Origin of the sequence: Microcystis sp. M31BS1 (assembly GCF_020245285.1) — a bacterium.
Classification (GTDB): Bacteria; Cyanobacteriota; Cyanobacteriia; order Cyanobacteriales; family Microcystaceae; genus Microcystis; species Microcystis panniformis.
Genome location: NZ_JADBVE010000055.1, coordinates 1 through 6,532, shown reverse-complemented (window position 1 = coordinate 6,532; position 6,532 = coordinate 1). Strand labels below are relative to the sequence as shown.

Sequence of the window (6,532 nt, the reverse complement as noted above, 5' to 3'; positions counted from 1 at the left end):
TCTTCGGTTTTTGTTATGCAATGGACGGGGGTTATAAGGGATGGAACCCTTATATAGAAAGGCATTTGGCGATTTTTGTCAATTATTTTTGATCTAGAGCGAACTAATCAATTAAGTCTCTTGCCAGATAAGGATTTAGTCGATTTATGCCCCCCTATCGAACCATAACAAGTAACGAAGAGCCGGAACTTTTTCTATATACATGACCACTATTTTAGCAAATGGAGAGAATTCTTGTCCATTAAGAAATGTTACAAATTACATGGGTACATTAAGAAAAGTTAAGGGGGTGTATCCATTGATGGATAAGGGTTTTCAGCTATTATGGTATATATGTATGGGGGAAGTTCAGCTATACAAGGGCTAGAGCAACTGTTGATTTCAACGACTAAGGTGCGGAATGTGGGTAAATGGGATGTGACGGTTCTGCCCTCCTAGCTGGCATCTTATTTTTACGCAAGTCCCTTATTTATTTTAGCGGTTCTCTCCAATCCGTTCAATGACAGGTAGCGCAATCGCACTTGTTGGGGATGGTGCGTTCCCTGAATGGGGATTGAGTGGGTCATGGGGGTTGTGGAAAGGAACGCACCCTACAAGAGCGGCGATTGCACTGATAACCTAAATGAGCCTGGTGCGTTCCCAATATCTGAATCATAGAGTCACAAGAGTTGCATCAGGGAACGCACCCTACAAGAGCGCTACACTCTACAATGTAAATAAAATCAGATACCAAAATACCCCAAAAACTGGTAAGGAATATTTTGCACTGTTCCATTCATATTTCCCGCTGGATGTCCATTACGCACTTGTCCAGGACCAGGAGCAATGGGCTGCGTTGGATACATCTGTCCATTGCAGGCTCGTACCCCCCCACCAACATTTGGTATATAGTTTATGGCAACTCTTACCCCTGATACTGATTGGATTGGTGCAGATACTGCTTGCGATATTCCAACATCACTCCTCTGATGATTAAGGCATACAATCCATGTACTGCGTTGATTTGCAGGAAATAGTTTAGGATCAGGTATCCAATCTACATTAACTCCTATATCATTTTCAAACAATTCTTTTGCTTTTCTCCATGAAAAACTTTCCCACGCTTCTGAGTTAAATCTTCCTTGCGTCCCTGACGGAGGTACATTGCCATGGTCGTTATAAAAATCTAACATTGTTGATGGGTTTGCAAGCCGATTCATCGCATTTCTTACTGTATTGTGTGCTCCATGCCTGCTACTACTATGATAATTCCCTCCATCTGTCTCATTTCTCATATTCATCAATCCTTCATAAATATTTAATGGATTCATTCGCCAACGTCGAGGGTCAACTATATCCTTAAACCCTTCCCACTCAAAATTGGCAGCCGTGAAAAAATCATAAAGTGTTGTTAAAGGTGTTGAACGTGACCAACGATATGGCTGTATAACTTTACTCTGAATATTTGGCTGTAACTCTGGGGATAAAGGCGACCTCTGGAGGGCAGAAATACTCGGTTTCGCCTGAAGTTCTTCGTCTGGTTCTTCCTGGCGTTGGAGTGCAGAAATACTCGGTTTCGCCTGGAGTTCCTCGTCTGGTTCTTCCTGGCGCTGCACCTGGGGATTGACTTTCAGTTCCCTACTGGTAGCAGGCAGACTCGACTGTTCTCCCATTGCTGCTGGCTCACTCCCCGGAGTAGTATGACGCGGTGCTTGAAATTGCTGACCCTTTCCTGACTGTCCGGTCGATGATGATGGCGATTCGGCATTGAGTCTTTGTAAGACTTCCGAGGCTACCTTGTCCGCTTCCTGTTCGTAGCGATCGCCTGCTTCCCCGATCGCCAGTTTTCCCCGCACAGTTCCCGTTTGCTGCACTACATGGGTCAACTCATGGGCCAGTAATTCCTTGCCACTGGAACTCCCAGGATTGTATTCCCCTTGGCGGAAAAAGATGTCTTGTCCTGTGGTGAAGGCACGAGCACTGAGGGATTGATTGAGAGCATCAGCCGTGCTGTCGGTATGGACGCGCACCTCACTGAAATTGGTGCCAAAAGCGGATTCCATTTGCCGCTGGATGCCAGCATCGAGCGATCGCCCCCCACCCCGTGTCTGTTCAATTGTTGCTTCCACCTCTGGCGTGGCTTCGGTTTCTCTCAGTCCTTGGCGAGACAGTTCCACTACCCGTTGGACGTAGCGGTTGCCGTACTGCCGCTGCATCTGGAGCATCAGTTGGCGGCCGCGGGCGGGGTAGTCTGAGGTTGCCCGACTGAGCAAGTTAGCGTGAACTTTGGCCGAGGGAGCACTGCCAATCGGACTGATGACCTGTGTTAGGGGGTCTTGTTGGGTTGCCAGAACATCTTCTTGGGCAGTCGCCCTCTGTGCTTCCCGTTCCTTGGTTGGCTGGGAGTGCTGGGATTTGGTGTCGGGGGTCAATTGGCGATTGCGCATGGCACACCTCATATCAAAAGTAGTCTGACAGTTTCTCCAAGGAAATGAAAATTCTCCTCATGCCCTTTGGCTACTATATTGTTAGTCTAGCACAAAAATGGAATAGTTTTGAACCCCTAAAATAATTCCTGAATGATTTTGTCTGTTATCAATCCAATTAGTATGGATTTTATAAAAGTGTATCTTCATCTAAATACAGACGAATTTTGGTCATTCTAGGAGTTGTTTTTTTTTGATAATGTTGTTTGGCGAGTTCTTGATAGGCAGTTTGTTCTGCTGCTATGTCTCGCTCTATTTCCTCTCTATTAGCATGATATACTTTAGACGTTCATAATCTGAGATTTATTAAACTTCTGGAATCGTAGAGTCAGCAAGAAATCCAGTTCTTTTTTATGTTTCAGATGGGCATCATTCAGACATTCATAAATAGCTGAGGAAAAGTAAAAAAAGTTTTCATAATATTTACCATATAAACATTTCTTTCTGACAAATTTCCACAACCTTTCAATTAAATTTAGATTAGCGAGACGGTAGATAGAGTAGCTCTATTGACAAGGAAAGAGCTAATTCTTCAACAATTTTACATTTTTGATAGCGGGCATTATCTAAGACTAGAGTGATGGGAATCATTAGTCCTAAAGCAGCTATTTTTGACGTGAGTTCACATACTTGAGTTGCTGTAATATAAGTGTCATATGTTACCAGAATAACTTCATGGGTTATCGCATTTAATGCTCCTAAAACCTTAAAGCGTTTACGCCCGCTCGGTGACTTAACAAAAAGTCTCTCAAAACACCAAACAAAACCGAGAAATGCTCCCATAACAAAGTGAGGCGCATCAACAAAAAAAACAGCCCTTTTTCCTTCTTTAGCCTCATTTAGTCTGGGTTCTAGCTTTTTTTCTTTGTAGTCTTCTTGTTCATCTGGGTCAGCTTTAGAAGGAAGAGAACCTACTTTTAAACATTTCATTCCCATTGATTTTAAGAATTTCCTCACTTGGGTAGGACTTCGTTTTATTCCTGTCAATTCTTCTCTTCTATATACAGCTTCATTTATTGTGGCTGGTGAGTTTTTCTCAAAATATTTTTTGAGCGTTTCTCTTTGAAAATCTAATTCACTTTTAGGGCGATAGAAGTTGATTTCTTTTAATTTTTCTATTCCGCCTTCTTGATCATCTCGAAGATAGGTTAATAAGGTATTTGGCGAGATTCCTGCTAACTGACAAATTTTTGGGTGCGGTATTTTTTGACTCTTTAACCAAAGAACTTCCATCTTCAGTTGAACCCGGGGATCGGGATGATGAAATCTTTCATAATACAGTGAGTTCTTTTTTCTTTTGGGAGCATCTAATTTATGCAAGTGAGTAATTATACTTATCCCTAAAACTGGTTTCTAGCAAGGCTTTCAAAATAGCTTGACATAAAAACCTGATTTAGGGGTTACAAAGGTGAGATGCTACCTTTCTTTGTTCTTTTCTTCTTCCGTGAATTCTAGGTTAATCATGTTTTTAATGAGTGCTTTGCTTCTAACGCTCTTGGAGGGAGTCTGGCAAAAGTCTTACAGTCTCTAAACCCTAGCTCTCTTATGGAGTAAGCCTTCAAGCTATCGCTAACTAACAGAAACCCGAAATTTGAGTTTTTATTAGAAAAAAAGTTAGCGTTCCCTTGTCAAGCAAGGGTTTCAGAACCTAGATTCGGTTAGGGATTTCCGAAAGTCCCTCCAAGAGCGATAGGAACCAACCTAATTAGGGTTTGCGGCAAAAAGTTTTTCGGTGGGGGCAGGGTGTGGGGTGTGGGGTTTTACCAGTTTTGAGGTGGCCAATTACCTAATTTTCAGGGAAAAAGTGCCTAAATTTCCCCCCGATCACTCCCATATCCAGTGCTTTTTGATTGACAAAAGGTCTAAAAGTCTTACCCAACAAGGTTTTTATATTTATTCAGCCAGCCCTAATTACTCAGAATCTTGGGTAAAGTTGCACCAATGCTCGTCGGAATGAGATGTGTTCCGACTAGGTTCTTGGCTGGAGAATGAGCCATTAACTTCTTGCCATTGCCGGACTAGCAAAGATACTCTAAATCGAAACCCTAGCCAGAAAAATTAGAAAAACAGCCCTGGGGGTGCTGGCGAGTGCTATAAAGGTAAGTAGTCATTTCGATCGCCTAATCGTTCTAACTATGCCACGCACTCAACGTAACGATAATTTTATTGATAAATCTTTTACCGTCATGGCGGATATCATTTTAAAGATACTCCCCGCCAATAAAAAAGCCAAGGAAGCGTTTGTTTATTACCGCGATGGGATGTCTGCCCAAGCTGACGGCGAATACGCCGAAGCCCTCGATAATTACTATGAGGCTTTAACATTAGAAGAGGATCCTAACGATCGCAGTTATATCCTCTACAATATCGGCATTATCCACGCTAGTAACGGCGAGCATGAAAAGGCTCTAGAATACTACGAAGAAGCTATTCAACTTAATCCCAGAATGCCCTCCGCTTTGAATAATATCGCCGTTATTTACCATTTTCAGGGGGAAAAAGCCAGAGAAGACGGTCAACAGGCCGAAGCGGAAGCACTCTACGACAAAGCGGCAGAATACTGGAAACAAGCCATCCGATTAGCCCCCAATAACTACATTGAAGCCCAAAACTGGCTGAAAATCACCGGGCGCTCGGAAATTGATGTTTTCTTTTAAATTGAGGAGTCGGTCGTCAGGAGACAGGAGTCGGTCGTCAGGAGATAGGAGACGGGAGACGGGAGACGGGAGATTATTTTTATTTATTCTCCCCACACCCCACACCCCACACCCCACACCCCACACCCCACACCCATCTCCCTGCTCCCCACACCCCACACCCCACACCCCACACCCCATTTCTCCCATGATCGATCGAGCTACAGTTGAAAAAATCGCCCATTTAGCCCGTTTAGAGATTAATAGCGGCGAAGAAGAACAATTTGCCCTGCAATTAAGCGGAATCCTCGATTATTTCGAGCAGTTAAGCGAATTAGACACGGAAAATGTGCCACCCACCACGCGAGCGATCGAAATTCAAAATATCACTCGCGCCGATGGTAATAGACCTTATCCCGATCACGAGGTCTTAGTGCAGGAATCGCCGGCTCCAGAAGGGGATTATTTCCGGGTTCCCCGTATTCTCAACACCGACGAAGAGTGAATTAGTGATCAGTGATCAGATGTGAGTTTTCGGTTTACTGTTTACTGATCACTGATTTAGATGCCATCTAGGGTTTTTGCTGCTATCTTGGACTAAGATCAGACCTAGCAATGGAGACATAATATAATGATCGCATCTCAAGATGTGGCACCATTTCAGCTTATTTCGAGCGTAGAATCGGCAGCAACAGAATTTAGACCTTGGGGTTCTTTCACCACTCTAGAAGAAGGTCTTGGTTATAAAATCAAGCGAATTGAAGTGAATCCGGGTCATCGTCTCAGTTTACAGATGCACTACCATCGCAGTGAACACTGGATTGTGGTTTCGGGAACGGCAAAAGTCACCTGTGGAGATAACGAGGAAATTCTCGGCGCTAATCAGTCCACCTATGTGCCGCAGTGTACCGCTCACCGTCTGGAAAATCCTGGGGTGATTAAATTGGTATTAATCGAAGTGCAGAATGGGGAATATTTAGGAGAGGATGATATAGTGCGTTTTCAGGATGATTATGCTCGTCATCAGAGCTAAGACCGTGTTTAGGGAGACAGAAGGGCAAGAAACTATATTTTCGCTCCAAAAACCTTTTGAGGTTAGTCTGCCTGACTGTCTTCCGTTCTGTTAAACCTACTCAAATCTACTCATGAGCAAATTTGACGTTAACTTCCTGCTTCACTGTAGTAGTGTCGGCACTATCTACTCCACAAGCTGACACGGTGGAACTCACCGCCAAAGAAGCTAGATTTAGACTAGCGTTCAAGTCTCGACCGCAAACTACATGGCATTGCTCACACTCAAAAACTCTTTCAGTTAAAGATAGAGACTCTTTCTTGTACCCACAATTAAAACAGGTTTTACTGCTAGGAAACCACCTATCGGCTATGATTAATTCCGAACCATACAACTGAGTTTTATAATCAAGTTGTCTT

General features: G+C 43.5%; 6 protein-coding genes and 1 pseudogene. 4 read left to right on the top strand and 3 right to left on the bottom strand.

All coding sequences use genetic code 11. From position 1 onward, the window contains the following. Positions 1-722: 722 nt before the first annotated feature. Both IM509_RS02935 and IM509_RS02930 read right to left on the bottom strand, forming a co-directional pair. Positions 723-2,426 carry an eCIS core domain-containing protein gene (locus IM509_RS02935; RefSeq protein ID WP_185236923.1) on the bottom strand — a complete coding sequence of 568 codons (1,704 nt, stop codon included), beginning with the start codon at positions 2,424-2,426 and terminating at the stop codon, positions 723-725. A gap of 320 nt (positions 2,427-2,746) precedes the next feature. After that, positions 2,747-3,785 (bottom strand): annotated as a pseudogene (locus IM509_RS02930) (IS630 family transposase). Positions 3,786-4,197: 412 nt separating this feature from the next. Between IM509_RS02930 and IM509_RS02925 the strand changes: the two are divergent. The 4 genes from IM509_RS02925 to IM509_RS02910 all read left to right on the top strand — a co-directional run bounded on the left by IM509_RS02925 (position 4,198) and on the right by IM509_RS02910 (position 6,134). Next, positions 4,198-4,422 carry a hypothetical protein gene (locus IM509_RS02925; protein WP_081417815.1) on the top strand — a complete coding sequence of 75 codons (225 nt, stop codon included), beginning with the start codon at positions 4,198-4,200 and terminating at the stop codon, positions 4,420-4,422. Between the two features lie 178 nt (positions 4,423-4,600). Next, positions 4,601-5,122 (top strand): photosystem I assembly protein Ycf3, encoded by a 522-nt coding sequence (locus IM509_RS02920; protein ID WP_002770118.1) that lies wholly within the window; start codon positions 4,601-4,603, stop codon positions 5,120-5,122. Positions 5,123-5,309: 187 nt separating this feature from the next. Further along, entirely contained in the window at positions 5,310-5,606 is a 297-nt protein-coding gene (gene gatC / locus IM509_RS02915) for an Asp-tRNA(Asn)/Glu-tRNA(Gln) amidotransferase subunit GatC (protein ID WP_002770116.1), read from the top strand. A gap of 126 nt (positions 5,607-5,732) precedes the next feature. Beyond that, a complete protein-coding gene (locus IM509_RS02910) occupies positions 5,733-6,134 on the top strand; it encodes a phosphomannose isomerase type II C-terminal cupin domain (protein ID WP_002760121.1) in 402 nt (133 codons plus the stop codon). Between the two features lie 106 nt (positions 6,135-6,240). On the opposite strand, the gene IM509_RS02905 is transcribed toward IM509_RS02910, so the two are convergent. After that, a partial coding sequence (locus tag IM509_RS02905) for a zinc ribbon domain-containing protein (RefSeq protein ID WP_287716375.1) occupies positions 6,241-6,532 on the bottom strand: 292 nt, incomplete at its 5' end.

Coding starts and splice junctions, on each gene's coding strand:
- IM509_RS02920 (WP_002770118.1), top strand. CDS start 4,601: ATGCCACGCACTCAACGTAACGATAATTTTATTGATAAATCTTTTACC.
- gatC (WP_002770116.1), top strand. CDS start 5,310: ATGATCGATCGAGCTACAGTTGAAAAAATCGCCCATTTAGCCCGTTTA.
- IM509_RS02935 (WP_185236923.1), bottom strand. CDS start 2,426: ATGCGCAATCGCCAATTGACCCCCGACACCAAATCCCAGCACTCCCAG.
- IM509_RS02910 (WP_002760121.1), top strand. CDS start 5,733: ATGATCGCATCTCAAGATGTGGCACCATTTCAGCTTATTTCGAGCGTA.